This is a genomic window from Acidovorax sp. 99, from assembly GCF_003096455.1.
Lineage (GTDB): Bacteria > Pseudomonadota > Gammaproteobacteria > Burkholderiales > Burkholderiaceae_C > Acidovorax > Acidovorax delafieldii.
In genome coordinates, this window is sequence record NZ_QEKU01000001.1 from 4,711,936 (window position 1) to 4,731,343 (window position 19,408).

Annotated in this window: 20 protein-coding genes and 1 pseudogene; 8 read left to right on the top strand and 13 right to left on the bottom strand. The window is 66.4% G+C overall.

Annotation, left to right across the window (positions count from 1 at the left end; genetic code table 11):
• Positions 1-5: 5 nt before the first annotated feature.
• From C8C95_RS21665 to C8C95_RS21675, 3 genes and pseudogenes are all read right to left on the bottom strand, one after another.
• Positions 6-1,568 (bottom strand): amidase family protein, encoded by a 1,563-nt coding sequence (locus tag C8C95_RS21665; protein ID WP_116749957.1) that lies wholly within the window; start codon positions 1,566-1,568, stop codon positions 6-8.
• Between the two features lie 34 nt (positions 1,569-1,602).
• Positions 1,603-2,590 (bottom strand): annotated as a pseudogene (locus C8C95_RS21670) (tripartite tricarboxylate transporter substrate binding protein).
• Between the two features lie 56 nt (positions 2,591-2,646).
• On the bottom strand, positions 2,647-4,011 hold the full coding sequence (locus tag C8C95_RS21675; RefSeq protein WP_116749958.1) for a D-serine ammonia-lyase: 1,365 nt from the start codon (positions 4,009-4,011) through the stop codon (positions 2,647-2,649).
• A 93-nt stretch (positions 4,012-4,104) separates the two neighbouring features.
• Between C8C95_RS21675 and C8C95_RS21680 the strand changes: the two genes are divergently transcribed.
• From C8C95_RS21680 to C8C95_RS21690, 3 genes are all read left to right on the top strand, one after another.
• Positions 4,105-5,064 (top strand): LysR substrate-binding domain-containing protein, encoded by a 960-nt coding sequence (locus C8C95_RS21680; RefSeq protein WP_116749959.1) that lies wholly within the window; start codon positions 4,105-4,107, stop codon positions 5,062-5,064.
• A gap of 68 nt (positions 5,065-5,132) precedes the next feature.
• Entirely contained in the window at positions 5,133-5,435 is a 303-nt protein-coding gene (locus tag C8C95_RS21685) for a helix-turn-helix transcriptional regulator (RefSeq protein WP_116749960.1), read from the top strand.
• 39 nt (positions 5,436-5,474) lie between these two features.
• Positions 5,475-6,857 (top strand): HipA domain-containing protein, encoded by a 1,383-nt coding sequence (locus C8C95_RS21690; RefSeq protein WP_116749961.1) that lies wholly within the window; start codon positions 5,475-5,477, stop codon positions 6,855-6,857.
• Positions 6,858-7,002: 145 nt separating this feature from the next.
• Here C8C95_RS21690 and C8C95_RS21695 read toward each other — a convergent pair whose 3' ends face one another.
• A complete protein-coding gene (locus C8C95_RS21695) occupies positions 7,003-7,710 on the bottom strand; it encodes a VIT family protein (protein WP_116749962.1) in 708 nt (235 codons plus the stop codon).
• 237 nt (positions 7,711-7,947) lie between these two features.
• Here C8C95_RS21695 and C8C95_RS21700 point away from each other — a divergent pair, with 237 nt between their 5' ends.
• A complete protein-coding gene (locus C8C95_RS21700) occupies positions 7,948-8,232 on the top strand; it encodes a DUF6150 family protein (RefSeq protein WP_060987522.1) in 285 nt (94 codons plus the stop codon).
• 118 nt (positions 8,233-8,350) lie between these two features.
• On the opposite strand, the gene C8C95_RS21705 is transcribed toward C8C95_RS21700, so the two are convergent.
• The gene (locus C8C95_RS21705) at positions 8,351-9,196 is read right to left on the bottom strand and encodes a fumarylacetoacetate hydrolase family protein (protein WP_116749963.1); all 846 of its coding nucleotides are present in this window, start codon (positions 9,194-9,196) and stop codon (positions 8,351-8,353) included.
• Between the two features lie 249 nt (positions 9,197-9,445).
• Between C8C95_RS21705 and C8C95_RS21710 the strand changes: the two genes are divergently transcribed.
• From C8C95_RS21710 to C8C95_RS21720, 3 genes are all read left to right on the top strand, one after another.
• On the top strand, positions 9,446-10,042 hold the full coding sequence (locus tag C8C95_RS21710) for a chromate transporter (protein ID WP_015013955.1): 597 nt from the start codon (positions 9,446-9,448) through the stop codon (positions 10,040-10,042).
• Positions 10,039-10,653, top strand: a complete 615-nt coding sequence (locus C8C95_RS21715; RefSeq protein WP_116749964.1) for a chromate transporter — start codon at positions 10,039-10,041, stop codon at positions 10,651-10,653. The genes C8C95_RS21710 and C8C95_RS21715 overlap by 4 nt, the downstream gene beginning before the upstream one ends.
• 77 nt (positions 10,654-10,730) lie before the next feature.
• Positions 10,731-11,687 (top strand): aldo/keto reductase, encoded by a 957-nt coding sequence (locus tag C8C95_RS21720; RefSeq protein ID WP_116749965.1) that lies wholly within the window; start codon positions 10,731-10,733, stop codon positions 11,685-11,687.
• Positions 11,688-11,791: 104 nt separating this feature from the next.
• On the opposite strand, the gene C8C95_RS21725 is transcribed toward C8C95_RS21720, so the two are convergent.
• The 4 genes from C8C95_RS21725 to C8C95_RS21740 all read right to left on the bottom strand — a co-directional run bounded on the left by C8C95_RS21725 (position 11,792) and on the right by C8C95_RS21740 (position 15,470).
• A complete protein-coding gene (locus C8C95_RS21725) occupies positions 11,792-12,958 on the bottom strand; it encodes an ABC transporter substrate-binding protein (RefSeq protein ID WP_116749966.1) in 1,167 nt (388 codons plus the stop codon).
• Positions 12,959-13,144: 186 nt separating this feature from the next.
• Complete coding sequence (locus C8C95_RS21730; RefSeq protein ID WP_116749967.1) at positions 13,145-13,870, bottom strand: NAD-dependent deacylase; 726 nt, start codon at positions 13,868-13,870, stop codon at positions 13,145-13,147.
• A gap of 34 nt (positions 13,871-13,904) precedes the next feature.
• Entirely contained in the window at positions 13,905-14,651 is a 747-nt protein-coding gene (gene rlmB / locus C8C95_RS21735) for a 23S rRNA (guanosine(2251)-2'-O)-methyltransferase RlmB (RefSeq protein ID WP_056063133.1), read from the bottom strand.
• Positions 14,652-14,768: 117 nt separating this feature from the next.
• Entirely contained in the window at positions 14,769-15,470 is a 702-nt protein-coding gene (locus tag C8C95_RS21740; protein ID WP_116749968.1) for an ABC transporter ATP-binding protein, read from the bottom strand.
• A 15-nt stretch (positions 15,471-15,485) separates the two neighbouring features.
• Here C8C95_RS21740 and C8C95_RS21745 point away from each other — a divergent pair, with 15 nt between their 5' ends.
• Positions 15,486-16,166 (top strand): arylesterase, encoded by a 681-nt coding sequence (locus C8C95_RS21745; RefSeq protein WP_116749969.1) that lies wholly within the window; start codon positions 15,486-15,488, stop codon positions 16,164-16,166.
• A gap of 181 nt (positions 16,167-16,347) precedes the next feature.
• Here C8C95_RS21745 and C8C95_RS21750 read toward each other — a convergent pair whose 3' ends face one another.
• The 4 genes from C8C95_RS21750 to C8C95_RS21765 form a co-directional block, all read right to left on the bottom strand.
• Complete coding sequence (locus C8C95_RS21750) at positions 16,348-16,527, bottom strand: hypothetical protein (protein WP_116749970.1); 180 nt, start codon at positions 16,525-16,527, stop codon at positions 16,348-16,350.
• A gap of 47 nt (positions 16,528-16,574) precedes the next feature.
• On the bottom strand, positions 16,575-17,444 hold the full coding sequence (locus tag C8C95_RS21755) for a DUF2189 domain-containing protein (protein WP_243415749.1): 870 nt from the start codon (positions 17,442-17,444) through the stop codon (positions 16,575-16,577).
• Positions 17,445-17,548: 104 nt separating this feature from the next.
• Positions 17,549-18,787, bottom strand: coding sequence for a PLP-dependent transferase (locus C8C95_RS21760; protein ID WP_116749971.1), 1,239 nt, complete (start codon positions 18,785-18,787; stop codon positions 17,549-17,551).
• A 100-nt stretch (positions 18,788-18,887) separates the two neighbouring features.
• Complete coding sequence (locus C8C95_RS21765; protein ID WP_056063145.1) at positions 18,888-19,379, bottom strand: BON domain-containing protein; 492 nt, start codon at positions 19,377-19,379, stop codon at positions 18,888-18,890.
• Between the last annotated feature and the right edge of the window lie 29 nt (positions 19,380-19,408).

The window sequence follows — 19,408 nt, forward strand, 5'->3', positions numbered from 1 at the left end:
CCTGCTCAAACGGCCGACACCTGCGCTGCCGATGCCGCACGGTCGTCACGCGGCAGGCTGCGGGCATCGCGGGGGTCGGGTGCCACGGTCACGATGGAGGTCAGCGCGGGTTCGGCGCGCGTCTGCGTCAGCTTGGCAATATCGGGCCGGGGCCGTGCCAGCCCTGCAATGCCCTTGAACGCCTGCTCCAGCGCATGCCCCACACCCAGCGTGTGCCGGTCAGCACGGAACCGGCCCACGATCTGCAGGCCAAACGGCATGCCAGCGTCGTCCAGCCCGCACGGCAGGCTCAGCGCTGGGTGGGTGGTCAGCGTAGTCACATACGTGAGCGCCAGCCAGCGGTAGTAGTTGGCCTGCGGCTCGCCGTTGATGTGGCTGGCGAACAGCTCGGTCCAGGCAAAGGGCGACACGGGCGTGGTGGGCGCGAGGATGATGTCGTAGTCCTCGTACAGCTTCTGAAACCGCGCCAGGATGCGTGTTTGCTCTGCCTGCGCCCAGGCGCTGTCCAGCAGCGTCATAGCGGCGCCCATTTCGTAATTGGCGCGGGTGTTGGGGCCCAGGCTGGCGGGGTCGCGCTCGTAGGCCTCGCGCGTGCTTGCCACAAAGGCCTCGGCGCGGAGCACGTCAAAGCAGCGGTGCACGTCACCCAGGTCAATGTCGATGGCTTCGCAACGGGCAAACAGGTGCTTCATGGCTTGCACCTTGCGGCGGAACACGGTGCGGATGCCGTTGTCCACAGCGCAGGCGCCAAAGTCCTCGGTGTAGGCCACACGCAGGCGGCTCAGGTCCACGGTTTCAGGCAGCAAGAAACTCATCGGGTCCAGCGGGTAGCTCAGCGGGTCACCCGCCGACATGCCCGCCGATGCGGCCAGCTGAAGGCAGGCCTCTTCCACCGTCCGGCCCATGGGGCCGACCACCGAAATCGGCGTCCAGCCCAGCAGCTTGCGCGAGCTGGGCACCACGCCGGGCGATGGCCTGAAGCCCACTACGCCGCAGATGGACGCCGGAATGCGCAGCGACCCGCCCGTGTCCGAGCCCGTGCACACCGGCAACATGTCGCACGCCAGCGCAGCGGCCGAGCCGCCCGAAGATCCCCCGGCGTTCAGGTTGGGGTTGAAGGGGTTGCCCGTAGCGCCCCACACGGTGTTGCGCGAATTCGCGCCCGCCCCCATCTCGGGGATGTTGGTCTTGCCGGTGACGATGGCGCCCGCTGCGCGCAGGCGCGCCACCAGCACGTTGTCCTCGGCCGGGATGTGCTCGCGGTAGATCTGCGATCCATAGGTGGTCAGCAAGCCCGCCGTGGCCTCCAGGTCCTTCACGCCCATGGGCAGGCCATGCAGCAGGCCCAGTGGTTCGCCGCGCAGCACGGCTTGCTCGGCCGCTTTGGCCTCGGTGCGGGCGCGGTCGTAGCAGGTGGCGGTGACGGCATTCACATGCGGGTTCACCGCCTCGATGCGGGCGACGCAGGCGTCGAGCAGCTCCACCGGCGAAATCTCGCGCGTGCCGATGTGATGGCGCAGTTCGTTGGCGGTCAGCTCAACCAGGGCTTGGGGGCTTGTTGTGGTCATCTCGGGCTTGTCTCCTTGTTCTGGTCACACGGGTTCAGTCTGCGGTGATGGCTGCGCGCTGTGCAATGGCGCGCATCAGCGGCAGCTCCTTGTCGATCAGCTCGGCCAACACCTTGGACGAAGCATAGGACGGCTCGAACCCCACCGCGATCATCTTGTCACGCGTTTCGGGGTCCGACACCACCTGGGCCAGCGCCAGCTCCAGGCGGGACTTCACGGCCGGCGGCAGGCCACGGGGCGCCACCATGGCCAGCCAGGTGTCCATCTCCAGGCCGGGGTAGCCACTCTCCGCCAGCGTAGGCACCTTGGGCAGCAGGGCCGAGCGTTTGCCAGAGGTCACCGCAATGGCCTTGATCTTGCCGTCCTTGAGCTGCGGCAGCGCGGCCGACACGGTGTCCACCGTGAACGGGATCTGCCCGCCGAGCAGGTCGGTCATTGCAGGTGCACTGCCCTTGTAGGGCACATGCTGGATCTTGAGACCCGCTGCGTGGAAGAACATCTCGCCTGCAAACTGCGAGGTGGTGCCTGTGCCGAACGAGCCATACGAATACTTGTCGGGGGCCGCCTTCACCAGGGCCACAAACTGCTTCAGGTCGTTGGCAGGCACATCCTTGTTGGCGAGCAAGATCAACCCCGTGCGGCCCGTGATGCCGATGGGCTCAAAGCTTTTGACCGGGTCGTACGGCAGCTTGGCGCGCACGGCGGGGTTGACGGTGAAGGTGGTGCCCGAACTCATCAGCAGCGTGTAGCCATCGGGCGCCGCCCGCGCCACCGACGTCGCACCAATCACCGTGCCCGCCCCCGCACGGTTGTCAATCACCACGCTCTGGCCCAGCTTGTCGCCCAGCTTTTTGCCAATCAGCCGCCCCAGCACATCGGTGGCGCCACCGGGTGGGAACGGAATCACCAGCGTGATCGGCTTGGTGGGGAAGACGGCCTCCTGCGCCATGGCCGGGGCCCATGCAACGGCCGCCCAGGGCGGCACAGACGGCGGCAGACAAAAGCAGTTGCTTGCGGTTCATGGCGTGGCTCCAGACAAAAAGTGAAAAGAAGAAAGAGAAAAGAAAGTGCTCAGCCATCAGGCCTGCGCAGCCAGCACGGCCCGCCCGCGCTGCACAAAGCCCTGGTACTGCACATCGGGCACCAGCAGGCCGCCCGTGGTCCACACCAGGTGGGTGGCCTGATGCAACACCGCGTCGATGCCCGTGCTGCGCAGCCAGGCCTGCCCGGCGGTAGTGCCGGTCAACATCGCCGGGCCGCTGAAGCCAGCGGCGGCCGAGGGCTCGATGCGCTCGCCCAAGGCGTCCAGCACCCGCACCAGGTGCGCAAACAGGGTGTCGTCAGCGACAGTGAACACGCCCGACAGCAGCGGCCGCATCAGCTCGGCCGCCAGCAGCGATGCACGCGGCACGGCCAGGCCATCGGCCTCGGTGCGGTTGGTCAGGCCCCAGTCGTAGACCGAGGGGTGCTGCCCCACACCTTGCGTTGCATCGGCCATCATTTGCACCATGAAACACGGCGACTGCACCGGCTCCGCAAAGAAGCAGTGCACATGCGGCCCCAACACCTGCCGCAGGCCAAAGGTGATACCCGCAGGCGCACCACCCACGCCGCAAGGCAGGTAGACGATGAGCGGGTGCTCGGCATCCACCGCCACGCCCTGCTCGGTCAGCTGCTTTTGTAGATGCAGCGCCGCCGCGCTGTAGCCCAGCAGCAGCGAGAACGATTGCTCGTCGTCCACAAAGTGGCACATCGGATTGCTGGCCGCCTCGGCACGCCCTGCGGCCACGGCACGCTCGTAGTCGCCCGCGTGTTCCACCACCTGCACACCGCGCTTTCGCAGACGGTCTTTCTTCCACTCCTTGGCATCGGCAGACATGTGCACCGTGGCCTGGAAACCCAGGGCCGACGCCACCACACCGATGCTCATGCCCAGGTTGCCCGTGGAGCCCACCGCCACCTGGTAGCGCCCCAGCACCTCGCGCGCCTGCGGCGTGGCCATCGCGCGGTAGTCACCGCCTGGCTGCACCAGCCCATGCTGCAACGCCAGCCCCTCGGCAAACTCCAGCACCTCGTGCATGCCACCCCGGGCCTTGATGGAGCCGGCGACGGGCAGGCTGTGGTCGGCCTTGATGAACAGGCGGCCTTGCCCCTCGGCCATACCCAATGCGGGCTGCAGCGCCGTAGCGGGCAGCAGGGGCGACTCCACCAGGCCACCTGTTGCGGCCAGCTCGGGGAACACCTGGGCCAGCAGCCCGGCAAAACGCGCCAAACGCGCCGCCGCTGCTTTCGTATCATCCAGACTAATAGTCCTGCCCAATGCGGACATCGCTGCGGCAGGCTGCACCTCCCGGGCTGCGTTGGTCCACAAAGCAGGCTGGGCATTGCGCAAACGGGCAGCCAGCAAGGCATCCACGGCAGGTTGGGTCTCGGCAGTCGTCATGGCATCTGTGTCTCGAAGAGTGTTGCCCTCATTCTTCGCCTGTCACGCCACCATCACAAAGCATTTATATTGAGCGAAACATTAGTATTAATAATGGATATTCGCCTTTCCCCCTCCTTGCTCGCCTGGCTGCGCAGTTTTGATGCAGCGGCCCGCCACGGCAGCTTTACCAAGGCGGCGGCCGAGCTGTGCATCACCCAGGGGGCGGTAAGCCAGCAGGTCAAGCAGCTTGAAGACTGGCTGCGCCGCCCCCTCTTCTTGCGCACCCCGCGCGCGCTGGTGCCCACGCCCGAGGGCAAATGGCTGGCCGTGGTGCTGCGCGAGAGCTTTGACGCCATCGAAAGCACCCTGGCCCAGATGCGTCAACCGGCAGAAGCCGCCACGGCCACGCTGAGCTGCTCGCCCTCGTTTGCCATGAGCTGGCTCACCCCCCGGCTGGGCGACTTCTTTCGCCAGCACCCCCACACCGGGCTGCGCGTGTTTGGCGAGTTCCACACGCTGGACCGCACCCGCATGGTGCGCGACGGCGTGGAGGCCGCCGTGCGCTTTGACCTGGGCGGCTACCGCGACCTGAATGCCACCGTGTTCCTGGACGAATGGCTCATCCCCGTGGCCAGCCCCGAGTTTCTGGCCCGGCACCCGCCCATCACCACGCCCGAGGACCTGCACGGCGAATGGCTGCTGCACGACGGCAGCGCCTGGGAAGGCGCAGACACCTATGAAGAATGGCAACACTGGTATGCGCAGATGGGCGCCACGCCACCGCCCTGGGCGGGCGGCCAGCAGTTCAACCTGTCGCAACTGGCCCTCGGCGCAGCGCTGGCCGGCCAGGGCATTGCCATGGGCCGCGCCGCGCTGGTGCTGCAGGACGTGAAGGCCGGGCGCCTGGTGCCGCTGCTGGGGTGCAGCGTGCCATCGCGCGCGGCGTATTCGTTTGTGACCACCACCCACCCGAGCCCGGCGATGGAGCTGGTGAGGGAGTGGCTGCTGGAGGAGGCGCAGCGGTTTTGCGCAGAGCGCAGCGAGGTATTGCCTCCATTGGATTCGCCCTAAGCCGAGTCAGGCGCAGATTTTTGTATGTTTTTCTACTCTTTAATTATAAAAAGAGTATAAATAGCATCATGTCAATCGATCTTATTCCCACCCTCGCCGCCGCCCGCAAAGCCCACCAGATGACCCAGGCCCAGTTGGCCGAAAGTGCAGGTCTCTCCCGCATGACGGTGCAGCGCACCGAAGGCGGCGACCTGGACCCCCGCTATTCCACCCTGGCCGAAATAGCGCGGGTGCTGGGCATGGACATCATTGCCGTGCCCAGCAGCCTGCGTCCCAGCCTGGAGGCGTTCATTCAGTCCGGCGGCAAGTTTCTGGGCCAGCCCGAAGGGATGGATGCGCCCCCCTCGGTCGTAGACAGCCTGCGCCGCTGACCCTGGCGACACCCGAGCGCACTGCCTGACCCAAGCCCCATGAGCACTTCCATCCGCTACCTGCGCCTGTACCTGCACCGCCCCCCGCAGGCGGACGGCAGCGCGAGCGAGTCAGGTACGACAGCAAGCCGTCGTGAAGCGATTGGCTACATCTCGCAGTACGGCGACATCCTGCGTGTGTCCTTCGACGAGAGCTACATCCGCAACCCGCAGCGCCCCACCCTGTCGCTCAGCTACCAGGGTGCGGACGAGGCCGCCACGCAGCAAATCCTGGCATCAGCACGCGATGCGCGGCTGGTGCGCACCGATGGGCGCTGGCCCGTGTACTTTCAGAACCTGCTGCCCGAGGGCCACAACCGCGAGCGGCTGGCGCGCGAGCGGGGCTGCAGCCCCGACGACGAGTTCGAGCTGCTGGCCGCTGCAGGCCATGACCTGATGGGCGCGCTGGAGGTGGAGCCCGTGCCCGCGCAAGACGGCATCCCGGACGTGGTGCGCTACTGGCACACCACCCAGGGGCTGGATGTGCTGGAACCGGGGTTTGTCGAGTTCCCGGTGGAAGACGCCGCCTCGCTGCCGGGCGTGGTGACCAAGTTCAGCGCGGTGCAGGACGGCCGCCGCTACACCGTGCACCGCCGGGGCGCGGCGGGCAGCGTCATCCTGAAGCTGCCCACCACCGCCCACCCCGATCTGGTGGCCAACGAGTACACGGGCTACCAGCTGTGCAAGGCGCTGGGCCTGCATTGCGCCGATGTGCAAGTCATCACCCGCGCCGAGGCCGACCTGCCCGACGCCGTGCCCTTCAACGAAATATTGGCCGTACAGCGGTTTGACCACCTGCCCGGCGGCGCACGCGTGCACATGGAGGAGTTCAACCAGGTACTGGGCTACACGCCGCGCCAAAAGTACGGCAAAACCCATGGCAGGGGCGTGCTGCAGGACTGGGCCACCATGCTGCGCGTGCTCAACCGACTGAGCCGCCAACCCGTGCAGGACACGCGCGAGTTTCTGGCGCGCATGGTCGCGTTCATCCTGATGGGCAACACCGACGCGCACCTGAAGAACTGGGCCCTGGTCTACCCCGACGGCCGCGTGCCCCAACTGGCCCCGGTGTACGACCCGGTGTGCGTGGCCGCTTTTTTTGAAGGCGTGCCCGACCAGCAATATGCGGTGAACCGCGCCATCGACAAAACCCTGCGGGCACTGACCTGGGACGACATGGAAGGCCTGATGAAATCCGCCGGGCTGCTGCGGGTGCCCCGGCACCTGGCGCTGCTGCGCGATGTGGTCAAACAGGCCCAGGCCGACTGGCCCTTGCTGCTGCACGATGCGCCACCTGCAGTGCGCACCACCGTGCAGCAGCGGCTGTCCGGTGCCGTCCGCATCAGCCAGGGCACCCGTCCGGGTACGGCAGGCGGGGGCTGATTGCTCACAATTTTATAGCTGTCAGCGCATATTTCACTAGCGCTAAACACCGATTTGGCTCCGATATCTGGTTCAAATACTCGTGCCCAGTGCGGAAGGTGCTTGCGCTGAGGCTTTGGATCATTGGTGGCCTTTTCCGGCGCCCTTACACCGGCGCCCCAAACCACGCGCCCACCCCCGCCGTGATAGCCATGGCCAGTGCGCCCCAAAAGGTCACACGCCAGGCACCCACAGCCATCCCCGCGCCGCCTGTGTGTGCAGCCAAGGCCCCGAGCAATGCCAAAAACACCAGTGCAGAACCTGCCACCGCATACAGCAGGCTGCTGGCAGGCGACACCACAGCAACAGCCAGCGGCAGTGCGGCCCCCACCGCAAAGCTGGCCGCCGAGGTCAGGGCCGCCTGCACCGGACGGGCAGCGAGTGCCTGGGACACCTGCAGCTCGTCCCGCGCATGGGCGCCCAGCGCATCGTGCGCCATGAGTTGCGCCGACACCTGCTGAGCCAGTTCAGGCGTCAGGCCTCGGGCGACGTAGATGGCGGTCAGTTCGCGCGCCTCGGCCGCCGGGTCAGCGGCCAGCTCGGCCCGCTCTCGGTCCAGGTCCGCCTTTTCGGTATCGGCCTGCGAATGCACCGACACATATTCGCCCGCCGCCATCGACATGGCACCCGCCACCAGCCCGGCCACCGCCGTCATCACGATGGTGGACTGGCTGGACTGCGCGGCCGCCACACCTACCACCAGGCTGGCGGTGGAGACGATGCCGTCATTGGCCCCCAGCACCGCGGCGCGTAGCCAGCCAATGCGGTCAGAACGGTGGCCCTCGGTATGAGCACGGCGCGCGGTATGGGGCATGGGGGCTTCCAAAGTCAAAGGTACAAGCCAGCACCATACATGCACACTTCCGACAAGCCAAACCAACACGTGGCCGCAGCGGGCTCTTACATCCTCTTGCACCGCCGCCAACACGATGCCAGCGGTTTTGCATTATCTTGGTGGGCCGCGCTGCCGCCCACCTCTCGGCTGAAACCTGCAAAGGGCTGCCGTTTGCAGGCTCCCAGCGCTAGCAGACCAACAACCCAAAGGACGCCCGTGGCCAAAATTCTGGAAGTGAAATACGAGAACCAGGCCGATGCACGCGTGTGCGAAGTGGCCTATGAGAGCCAGGCCGACCTGTGCTGGCACGAGGTGGGCTACGCCACACAGGCCACGGGCGATGCGCTGTGGTTCTTTGTGAACTACGAGAACCAGGCCAGCTTCAAGATTTTCAAAGTCAAACGCGAGAGCCAGGCGGATCTCAGGATCTTCAAGGTGGCGCATGCAGAGCAAGCCGGCTGGCGCACGCTGGGGCATGCGCTCAAGGGCAAATTGGCCTGACGACGCCGAACACGCCTGAAGCGGCCACCAAGCCCTCCGGTCATGCGGATGCAGGTTGGACGGGTGCACAGCCCCCCGCCAACCTCCCCCGCCAAGTCAGGAGCCGCTGTAGGAGACCTCAACCACCGACGTACTTTTGCAGTTGCTCGCCCAGCCCCGTGGCACCCAGGCGCACCACATCGCCGGGTTTGAGGAACCGCGGTGCGGGCTTTTGCCCCAGGCCCACGCCCGCGGGGGTGCCAGTCAGGATGAGGTCGCCCGGCTCCAGGGTCAGGAACTGGCTGATGTACGACACCACGGTGGGCACACCAAAAATGAAATTGCGTGTGCTGCCGTTTTGCACGCGCTGGCCGTTCACCTCCAGCCACAGGTCGATGGCGTGGGGGTCGGCCACCTCGTCGGCCGTGACCAGCCAGGGGCCGATGGGCGCAAAGGTGTCATAGCTCTTGCCCTTGTCCCACTGGCCGCCGCGCTCCATCTGCCAGGCACGCTCGGACACATCGTTGGCCAGCACATATCCGGCAACATGGCTCAATGCATCGGCCTCGGCCACATGGCGGGCGCGGGTGCCGATGACGATGCCCAATTCCACCTCCCAGTCGGTCTTGGTCGCGCCGGGGGGAATGCGCACATCGTCGTTGGGGCCGCTCAGCGCGGTCACGGCTTTCATGAACAGCACCGGCTCGGCGGGCGGCTGCATGCCCGCCTCTTTGGCGTGGTCGGCATAGTTGAGGCCCACACACACGATCTTGCCCACACTGCCTACCGGGCTGCCCAGACGGGGCGAGCCATACACCGCAGGCAGGCGGCTGGCGTCGATGGCGGCCAGCGCGGACAAGGTGCGGGGGTTGAGCTGTGCGGGGCCGATATCGGGCAACAGCATGGACAGGTCACGCAGCGTGCCCTGGGCGTCTACCAGGCCGGGGCGTTCTGCACCAGGCTGGCCGTAGCGGATGAGTTTCATGGGGTGTCCTTGTCTCTTGGGATGAATGTGTCTCTTAGACCACCCACCAGCATAGCGGCACGCCGCCTTGCGCGTGTGCACGATTGGCCGCCCCAGACTTGCCCGATGGCGACGCCCCGCTGCCAGCACACAGCCCGGCGCGCGCGTAACATCACGGGGGCCGCCGCTTCACCCAGCAGCTATCACAATGATAGCTATCGAGGCACGAATCACCGGCGCATCAGCCACCTTTCACTCCATCTTGCACCCATGGCACCCGCCACCGCCTCGCCTCCTTCCCCCGAAACGCCCGCGCGCCCGCAGCCCCGCAACCCGACCGACCTGTTCTGGTCCTTCACCTGGCTGGCCCTGCAGGGCTTTGGGGGGGTGCTGGCGGTGGTGCAGCGCGAGCTGGTGGAGAAAAAGCGCTGGATGACCAACGAGGAGTTCGTCGAAGACTGGGCCGTGGCGCAGATCATGCCGGGCCCCAACGTGGTCAACCTCAGCATCATGATTGGGGACCGCTACTTTGGCCTGCGCGGCGCGTTTGCGGCGCTGGCGGGCATGCTGACCTTTCCGCTCATGCTGGTGCTGGCACTGGCGGTGGTGTACGCGCAGTTCTCGGCCCAACCAGCCGTGGCCGGCGCGTTGCGTGGCATGGGAGCTGTGGCGGCGGGCCTGATTGCCGGGGTGGGCATCAAGCTGTTTGTCTCCATCCGCAACCACCCACTGGGTCGCCCCCTGTGCCTGGCCATCACGGCGCTGACCATCATCGCCATGGCTTGGCTGCGCTGGCCGCTGTTCTGGATCCTGCCGGTAATCGGCGGGGCCGCCTGCCTGCTGACCTGGAGAAAGCTCGCGCCATGAGCACTGCCGCCCCCCTCACCGCACCGCTGATGGCCCTGAGCATCGGCGACTGGTTCAACCTCTTCCTGTACTACCTGTCGCTGTCGCTGCTGGCCGTGGGCGGCGCCATTGCCACCGCGCCCGACATGCACCGGTTCCTGGTCGAACGCCAGGCGTGGCTGACCGACCCGCAGTTCAACGCCTCCATCGCCATCGCCCAGGCGGCCCCGGGCCCGAACGTGTTGTTCATTGCCCTGCTGGGCTGGAACGTCGGCATCAACGCCGGCGGCCCTGGCGTGGCCGGCTGGCTACTGGGCGCCCTGGGCATGGCGGTGTGCATGCTGGGCGTGATGCTGCCCAGCAGCCTGCTGACCTGGACGGCCACGCGCTGGGGCCACCGCAACCGCGAGCGGCGCGGCGTGCGCGCCTTCAAGCAGGGCATGGCCCCGGTCGTGATCGGCCTGCTGGTCGCCACGTCCTGGGTGCTGGCCCGCGCCCATGGCGAATGGACCACCGACTGGCCCCTGTGGCTGCTGACCGCCACGGCCACGGTGCTGGTGTGGCGCACCAAGCTGCACCTGCTGTGGATGCTGGGCGCCGGTGCACTGCTGGGTGCGCTGGGGCTGGTCTGAGGGTTTGAGAGACCGGGGGGTGCTGCGCAACCCCGGCAACGGGCACGATTTCTTTCTCTTTTTTGAAAGGCACATCCATGCAACTCCGCTCCCTGGGCCGATCGGGCCTGCAGGTCTCGCCCCTGTGTTTTGGCGGCAATGTGTTTGGCTGGACGGCCGATGAAGCCACCTCGTTCGCACTGCTCGACGCGTGGGTGGACGCGGGCTTCAACTTCATCGACACCGCCGATGTGTACTCGCGCTGGGCACCGGGGCACACCGGGGGCGAATCCGAATCGGTGATCGGCCGCTGGCTCAAGCGCAGCGGAAAGCGCCACCACATCGTGCTGGCCACCAAGGTGGGCAAGGACATGGGGGATGGCAAGGTGGGCCTGCGCCCCGCCTACATCCGCCAGGCGGTGGAGGCATCGCTACAGCGCCTGCAAACCGACCACATCGACCTGTACCAGTCACACGACGACGACACCACCGTGCCGCTGGCCGACACGCTGGGCGCGTATGCCGACCTGATCCGGGCCGGCAAGGTGCGTGCCATTGGCGCCTCCAACTACAGCGCCGCGCGCTTGCAGGAGGCCCTGCAGACCAGCGAACGCCTGGGCTTGCCGCGCTACGAAAGCCTGCAGCCGCTGTTCAACCTGTACGACCGCGCCGTGTTTGAAGACGCGCTGCAGCCGCTGTGCGTGCAGCAGCAGGTCGGCGTGATCAACTTTTATGCGCTGGCCGCCGGGTTCCTCACGGGCAAGTACCGCACGGTGGCCGACGCCGCCAAGAGCACACGCGGTGCCAACACCACGGCCAAGTACCTCAACGACCGGGGGCTGCGCATTCTGGCGGCGCTGGACGCCGTGGCACAACGCTACAACGCCACGCCCGGCCAGGTGGCCGTGGCCTGGCAGATGGTGCAACCGGGCATCACCGCGCCCATTGCCAGCGCCACGTCAGTGGCCCAGCTGCACGAGCTGGTCAAGGCCACCCAGCTGCAACTGGACAGTGATGCGCTGGCCCAGCTGGACGCCGCCAGTGCCCAAGGCTGAATCCAAACAAAAGGGCCCGCGCGTGCGCGGGCCCTTGGCGTATGGCTTGACGGGTTGCGGGGTGAACGGAATGACGCCCCTCAGCCCATAAGCCCATAAGCCCATCAGCTGATCCGGCGACCGTTCTCCGCGTAGATCGCCAGGTAGATGGCGTCCGAGCCGATGTACGGCGCCTTGTTGCCAAAGCCCACGTTGAAGTCGCCAAACGACAGCGAGCGGATGGCGGTCAGCCCGGCGCGCAGGCGCTCGCGTGTGGGCTCCTTGCCCGCGTTCTTCAGGCCTTCGATCATGATCTGCGCGTTGAGCCAGCCTTCCAGCGCGCTGTTGCTGTTCAAGAATGCCGGGTCACCGCCCGTGGCCTTCATCGTGGCCTGGAACTTGCGCACCGCCACCGACTTTTGCGAATTGGCATCAGGGAACACTTGCACCAGCGCCAGGCCGCGCGTGGAGGCCGCCAGCTTGGGCAGCTCCGACGAGATCACGGTGACGGACAGGCCAGCCAGCGGCACGCCTTGCGCCTTGGCACGGAAGGCCTGCACAAACGCGGTGTTGGCCGTGCCCGTGGTGGCCAGCAGCACGGCGCCGGGGCGCTCGGCCGCCACCTTGTCGGCCAGCTCGGTGCCGTTCTTGCCGTCCACGGCCAGTGCAAACTCGCCGCCGCGCTCGACCTTGATCTCGTCCAGCGCAGTTGACATGTCCTTGAGCACCTCTTTGCCAAACGGGTTGTCCAGGTACACCACCGCAATGCGCTTGAGGCCCATCTCCACGATCTGCTTGACCAGGCGCTGGGTTTCTTCGCGGTAGCTGGGGCGCAGGAAGAACACGTGCTTGTTGGCCGCTGCGCGCAGCGATGTGGCGCCGGTCACCGGGCCCACGGTGGGAATGCCCTTGGACTCGATGAGTGGCAGGATGGACGCGGTGTTGGCCGTGCCCAGCGGCGAGATCAGTGCGAACACCGACTGCGCCTCCACCATCTCGGTCACGTTCTTCAGCGTGCGTGCAGCCACGTAGCCGTCGTCCTTGACCTCCATGCGGATCTCGCGGCCCAACACGCCACCGGCGGCATTCACCTCGGCAAACGCGGCCTTCATGCCCGCCACCTGCTCGATGCCTGCCTGGCCGAGCGGGCCCGTCAGGGCAATGGAACAGCCCAGGGTGATGGAGCGCGCAGTCAACGCCTCCTCTGCCGCCATCGCGGTGTGGGCCCATGCGGGCAGGCCAGTGGCGGCAACGGCCTGGGTGGCACGCAAAAGAAAGTGGCGACGGCTCATGGTGTGCAGGGCAGATAAAACAAAGGTGGAGCAGGCTACCGGCCAGAGCGCCTCCCCGCCTGTCAGCTGTGCGACAAAGGGTGGCAGGAGTACGTCAAATCAGGGTTTCTACCGGGATTCGACAGCGTGTGAGCCCCTGCAGCACCGCGCAACCCGGGGCTGAGCGCCTGCGCCACGCACACCCGCTCAATCGCCCAGCAACTGCGGCAGCACCGTCGCCGCCGTGCCACGCAGCACCGCGTGCGCTGCATCGTCCAACGCACTGGGCGCGGGGTTGAGCACCACCACCCTGGCACCGGCGGCCCGAGCCTGGTGGGCAAGACCCGCTGCGGGGTACACCGCACCGGCCGTGCCCACCACCAGCATCAGGTCGCACTGGTTGGCCGCCTGTTCGGCGGCCTCCAACGTCGCCAGCGGCAAAGGCTCGCCAAACCACACCACGCCCGGGCGCAGCAGGTTGCCGCAGCGGTCGCAATACGGCGGGTGGCCGGCCACTGCGTGGTCGATGAAGCAGCAGTTGCGCGGGGTGTCGAGCCAGCGGTCCTGAAAAATGTCGCCGTGCAGGCACAGCACGCCGGTGCTGCCCGCGCGCTGGTGCAGCCCGTCCACGTTCTGGGTGATGAGGGTGATGCAGTCGGGGTGGCGGCGCTGAAAGTCGGCCAGCGCCAGATGCCCTGCGTTGGGCGACACGCCAGCCAGCAGGTCGCGCCGGTACTGGTACCAGTCCCACACCCGCTGTGGGTGAGCGCGAAAACCTGCCTCGGTCGCCATGTCTTCGGGGCGGAACTGCGCCCAGTAGCCCGTCTGCACATCGCGGAAGGTGGGCACGCCAGATTCGGCGCTGACCCCTGCGCCCGTCAGCACGGCGATGCGCTGGCTTTGCCGGACCCAGGCTTTCACGGTGTCCAGCATGGTGCCCTCCTCGGTGGAGCCAGCGGGCCGAGGATCAAGTCCTCTGGCGCAGCGCCTCGTACAGGCACACGCCGCTGGCCACGGACACGTTCAGGCTCTCGACCGCGCCCTTCATGGGGATGCTGACCAGCTCATCGCAGGTCTTGCGCGTGAGCTGGCGCATGCCGTCGCCCTCGGCGCCCAGCACCAGGGCCACGGGGCCTTTCAGGTCCACCTGGTAAATGGTCTTGGGCGCATCGTCGCTGGTGCCGATGCACCAGATGTTGCGCTCCTTGAGTTCGTTCAGGGTGCGCGAGAGGTTGGTGACCATGAAATACGGCATGGTCTCGGCCGCACCGCTGGCCACCTTGGCCACGGTGGCGTTGATGCCCACGGCGTGGTCCTTGGGGGCGATGACGGCATGGGCACCAGCGCCGTCGGCCACACGCAGGCAGGCACCCAGGTTGTGCGGGTCGGTCACGCCGTCCAGCACCAGCAGCAGGGGCTGCTCGATGCCTGCGGCTTCGAGGTTTTCCAGCAGCTCATCGAGCGAGGTGACCTGCGCCACGGGCTCCACGCGCGCGGCCACACCCTGGTGGCCATGGCTGCCCGCCAGCTTGGCAATGCGCACGCTGTCGGCTTCGATGAGGCGGGCACCGGCCTCGCGGGCACGGTCGAGAAACTGGCGCATGCGCGCATCGCGGCGCGTGGCTTCGTAGTAAATCTCGATGATGGATTGCGGCGCGGTCTTCAGACGCACGCCCACGGCGTGAAAGCCGAAGAGAACTTTGGGGCTGGACATGGGGGGATTATCCGCTGGGCGCAGCCCACTCCCTCAGACCACTATCAAATTCATAGCTACTTGCACATGTTTCACTAGCGCCTGCGGCCCAAAACACTCAAAAACCCCGCCCACCACTCACACCACGCGCCCTGCATCGATCGTGATGCGCCGCTCGCACTGCGCGGCGATCGCGCGGTCGTGGGTCACCAGCACCAGCGTTGTGCCCAACTCGCGGTTGAGCTCGAACATGAGCTTCATGATGGTTTCGCCCGTCGCAAAGTCCAGGCTGCCCGTGGGCTCATCGGCCAGTAGCACGGCAGGCTGCACCACAAACGCCCGGGCAAGGGCCACGCGCTGCTGCTCGCCGCCCGACAGCACCTTGGGGTAGTGCGACAGGCGCTGCCCCAGCCCCACGCGCGCCAGCATCTCGGTGGCGGCTTTGCGTGCATCGCGGCGGTCGGCCAGCTCCAGCGGCAGCATGACGTTCTCCAGCGCTGTGAGGTTGCCCATGAGCTGGAAGCTCTGGAACACAAAACCCACCTTCTGGGCCCGCAATGCAGCCCGCGCATCTTCATCGATGGCAAACAAGTCGTGGCCGTCCAGCCGCACCGTTCCGCGCGTGGGAGTATCGAGCCCCGCGATGATGGACAGCAGCGTGCTCTTGCCCGAGCCCGAGGCGCCGACGATGGCCGCCGTTTCCCTGGCAGCCAGGCGGAAATCGATATCCCGCAGAATGTCGAGGGTTCCGGTGGAATCCGTCACCGACTTGAACACATGCTCCACGGCAATGATGGGGCTGGCGGGCGGTGTCTTGGGCAGCGGGGAGGGTTCGGACATGAAAGGCTCTTTACTTTGATTCGCAATCTGCAGCAACGGCGCCACTTTATCCTGAGCGCATCTATCGGCCTGGTGGTGGGGCTTTGTGCGCCCACGGCCTTTGCGCAGGCCGCCACCAAGGCAGGGACTGCCGGACGCCCTTCGGTGATTCTGGTGCTGGGGGATTCGCTCAGCGCCGAATACGGCCTGGCGCGGGGCACGGGCTGGGTGGCACTGCTGGAAAAACAACTGGCGCAAGACAAGCTCGCAGCCACCGTGGTCAATGCCAGCGTGAGCGGCGAGACCACCTCGGGCGGCCGCTCGCGCCTGGCTGCACTGCTCGCGCAGCACAAGCCCAGCCATGTGGTGATTGAACTGGGGGGCAACGATGCCCTGCGCGGCCTGCCGCTCAAGAACACCGAAGAGAACCTGGCCTGGATGACCCAGGCGGCGCAAAAGGCCGGGGCCAAGGTCTTGCTGGTGGGTATGCAGGTGCCACCCAACTATGGCACCGACTACGCGAACAAGTTTGCGGGCCTGTTCACCACCGTGGCGCAGGCCCACAAGGCGGCTGTGGTGCCATTTTTCTTGAAGGGTGTGGCTGACGGACCAGACCCGACCCGCCTGTTCCAGCCCGACCGCATTCACCCTCGCGCCGAAGCGCATCCGCAAATGCTGGCCAACGTGTGGCCAGAGCTCAAAAAGCTGCTGCGTTAGGGATTCGCTGCACGCATCGAGCGGTCAGTGTGCGCTGCGGATCGGGAGGGGCTGCCAGGCGCAAAACGCAGCAATAGCCGTAGCTATTGCGAGTATCTGCAACGCTGCAGACCGCCAGAGACCGCAGATGCACAAAGCGCGGCGATTGGTGCAGCGGACCCCTGTGACGCAGCCAGGTCACTCAGCCTGCAGGCTGCTCGGGATGGCCTGCAGCGCCCGCTGACTGGTCGTCAGCGGGCTGGTCATCCCCTTGCGGATCGTTCGGCCTGCGCTGTGTTTTGGCCCTCAGCTTCTCTTCCTTTTTCTGTTTTTTGGCGAGTTCGCGCTGGCGTTTTTCGTATCCGTAGTTGGGTGTTGCCAAGGTAGTTGCTTCCTGAAGTTGAGACTCACTGTAACAGGACGGGGTTTTCAGGCCCCTGCCGGGGTGCGCTGCAGCGGAATGACGGCAGCTCGGTACGCATGCCAGCTGGCAAAGCCCAGCACAGGCCCCGCCAGCACCAGGCCCACCCCCCAGAACCACAGCGAGACGGCCACGATGAGGGTGATCAATGCCCCCCACAGCAGCATCACGCCCGGGTTTTCAATCACCACACGCATGCTGGTGATGCCCGCAGTCAGCGCGTCGGTGTCGCGGTCCAGAATCATGGGGATGGACACCACGGAGGTGGAAAACACCAGCGCCGCAAACACACCGCCCACCACCGTGTACACCGCCACAAAGCTCCAGTTCTGCGGGTTGAACACCGCCTGCAGCACGCCGGTGGTCGAGGGCATGCCGGTGTTGAAGAACACGGCAAACACCACCAGCGAGGCCCTGCCCCAAAGCAGCTCCAGCACCACCAGCACCAGCACCAGCATGCCCATGCTGCCCATGTGGCTGTCCCAGCAGGTAAGGGATTCGCTCAGCTGCGGCTTCAGGCCCGCCTCGCGCCGACGGCTGGTGTCATACAGCCCCATGGCCAGAAATGGCCCCACCAGCAGACAGCCACTGGCGAGCGACATGGTGTATTCAGGCCGCGTGCGGAACACCCAGCCCAGCACCCCCGCCATGACCCAGAAGCACACGCCATAGAACAAGGCAATGCCCGGCGCGGCGCGCACATCGTCCAGGCCGCGCCGCAGCCACCGGAAGGGGTCAGCCACGCGCAACGGCTGCAGCTGCACGGGCTGCGCGGTCTGGGCCTTCACGCGGTCGGCAATGGCCTCCGCCTGCCGGGCCTCGGAGGTGTCTGGTGTGCCAAGGGTGTCCGGCGCAGGCTTGGAGGATGTCGCGTTCATGCCGCCACACTAAGCCCGCCCGTTCGGCGGCGCCACTGAGGAAAGCCCGTATCCCACACGAAATCCAGCGGCAGTGGGCAGCGCCGGACCCTTGCCGAGGCCGCTCAGCCCTGGGTGAAGGCGCGTTCCATCGCCTGTTGCAGGTCGCGCCGCAGATCCTCCACAGCCTCCAGGCCGATCGAAAACCGCACCAGCGTGCCCGGCTTCAAATGGGCGGGCGGCCGACTGCGCATGCTGGCAATGTTGTAAGGGACAACCAGGCTCATGGGGCCGCCCCAGCTGTAGCCCAGCTTGAACAAGCGCAAGCCGTCGCAGAAGGCATCCACTTGCTGTTGGGTGTACCGGGCGTCGATCATCACGCTGAACAGGCCAGCTGCCAGCCCCTGCCCGCCGTGAGCAGCGCCACACAGGCCCTTCCAGTGTGCATGGCCGGGCGCGCCTTCCAGCGCGGGGTGCAGCACTTGCGCAATGGCGGGTTGCTGCTGACACCACCGCGCCAGGTGGCGGGCAGCGTCATCGTGGGCGCGATAGCGCAGTCCGATGCTGGGCAGCGCACGCAGCACGGCCTCGGCGTCGTTGGCCCCCACGCCCAGTCCCAGCCGCATGTGCGTCAGCTTGATCTTCATGTGCAGGCCCGGGTCGCGCGTGATCACGCTGCCCATGAGCACATCACCTCCACCGCTCGGATACTTGGTGAGCGCATGGGCCGAGATGTCCACCCCCAGGCTGCCGTCGCCCGTCAGGTCAAAGGGCGCAAACGCCAGGCCCGCGCCCCAGGTGTTGTCCAGCGCGGTTGTCACGCCCCTATCGCGGCAAATGCGCACCTGCTCGCACAGGTCCGGAAACTCCATGCTGACAGAGCCCGGCGCCTCCAGCCAGACCAGACGGGTGGCCGGCGTGATGCGGGCAACCAGGTCGGCCGGATCCAACGGGTCGTAAAACACATGGGTGATCCCGAACCGGGCGAGTTCACCATTGGCCAGATCCTTGCCGGGTCCGTAGGCGTTGTCGGGGATCAGCACCTCATCGCCGGGCTTGAGGAGCGCCAACCCCACGTTGGCAATGGCCGCCAAGCCACTGGGCACCAGCACACACTGCAGACCGCCCTCCAGCGCACACAGGCGCTCTTCGAGGATGAAGGTCGTGGGCGTGCCGTGCAGCCCGTAGGTGTATCCGCTTTTGTCTTTCCACTCGCGCGAGCGCATGGCCGCAACGCTGGGAAAGATGACGGTAGAGGCCTTAAAAACCCCCGGTTGGGGAGCTACAAACCCGGCCGGAGGCTGGTAGTCGTGGTGGACGATATGGGTGGCAAGATCAATGTCGTGGTCTTTCATGCCAGCCATGGTAGCGCGCCGCCCGGAGTGACCCGGGCGGCGCTCAGATCGCTTGGCGATCACACCGCAGGGCTTGGGGTGCATGCACCCCAAGCCCTGCAGGTTGGCATTAACCAGCCGTTACGACCAGCTGGTTGTTCACCGAGGTCACGCCACTCACGCCCTTGGCGATGGTCTCGGCGCGGTCACGGGCCACCGTGGAGGGTGCGGGCCCGTTCAGCGTGACCTTGCCGTTGACAGTGTCTACATTGATCTTGACGGCACTCAGGTCGGGGTCCTTGGCCAGGCCCGCGCTCACCTGGGCGGTGATGGTGGCATCGTCGATGACGCCCTTGGCGGAGTTGGCTGCCTGCTTGGCCGTGGCTTCCGCATTGGCCGCGCCCTGCTCCATCTTGGTCTCTGCGTTCTGCATCGCGCCCTCGGCCTTCACACGTGCGTCAGCTGCGGCTTGTTCGGTCTTTTCGACGGCAGAGTCCAGGCGCTGGCCCACGGTGGGCTCTTCGGTCTTGTTGCAGGCGGCCAGGCCCAAGGCCAGGGCACTCACGGCCAGAATGCTCGCAACGCGATGGGCGGGACGGTCGATCAGATTCTTGGGGTTCATGCAATGACTCCTTGCGGTTGAAACATGGC